2 protein-coding genes are annotated in these 566 nt (G+C 66.9%); both read right to left on the bottom strand.

The annotated features are described in order from the left end of the window. Window positions 1-195, bottom strand: a 195-nt coding sequence (locus QZH66_RS18230; RefSeq protein ID WP_345783883.1) for a phosphoenolpyruvate carboxylase, incomplete at its 3' end; no start/stop codon positions are given. A gap of 2 nt (window positions 196-197) precedes the next feature. Further along, window positions 198-566 (bottom strand): phosphoenolpyruvate carboxylase (locus QZH66_RS18225; RefSeq protein ID WP_305807205.1); only part of this gene is annotated, 369 nt, incomplete at its 5' end.

Below are 566 nucleotides of genomic sequence, written 5' to 3'. Positions count from 1 at the left end.
GATCTCGGCGCGGTACAGCTCCCAGTTGCTGGTGAAGATGCCGCCGTCCTTGTTGCTGTCGGAGTAGCCGAGCATGATGTCCTGCTCGGCGCCCGAGCGCTGCACCAGCGCGGCCACGCCGGGCAGCGCATAGAACTCGCGCATGATGGGCGCGGCGTTGCGCAGGTCTTCGATGGTCTCGAACAGCGGCACCACGATCAGGTCGGCCTGGGCCTNGTGAAGATGCCGCCGTCCTTGTTGCTGTCGGAGTAGCCGAGCATGATGTCCTGCTCGGCGCCCGAGCGCTGCACCAGCGCGGCCACGCCGGGCAGCGCATAGAACTCGCGCATGATGGGCGCGGCGTTGCGCAGGTCTTCGATGGTCTCGAACAGCGGCACCACGATCAGGTCGGCCTGGGCCTGTGCATCGAGGGTGCCGCGCACCAGGCCCACCTCCTTTTGCAGCAGCAGCACCTCGAGCAGGTCGCTCACGCTTTCGGTGTGGCTGATGATGTAGTGGCGGATCGCCTCGGCGCCGTAGCGCCGGCGCATCTGCAGCGCCATCTCGAAGATCGCCAGTTCGTCCCG

Source organism: Stenotrophomonas sp. YIM B06876, from assembly GCF_030711595.1.
In the GTDB taxonomy this organism is placed as follows: Bacteria; Pseudomonadota; Gammaproteobacteria; order Xanthomonadales; family Xanthomonadaceae; genus Stenotrophomonas.
Note: the sequence above shows the minus strand (reverse complement) of the source record. Positions and strands in the feature narration are given on the sequence as shown.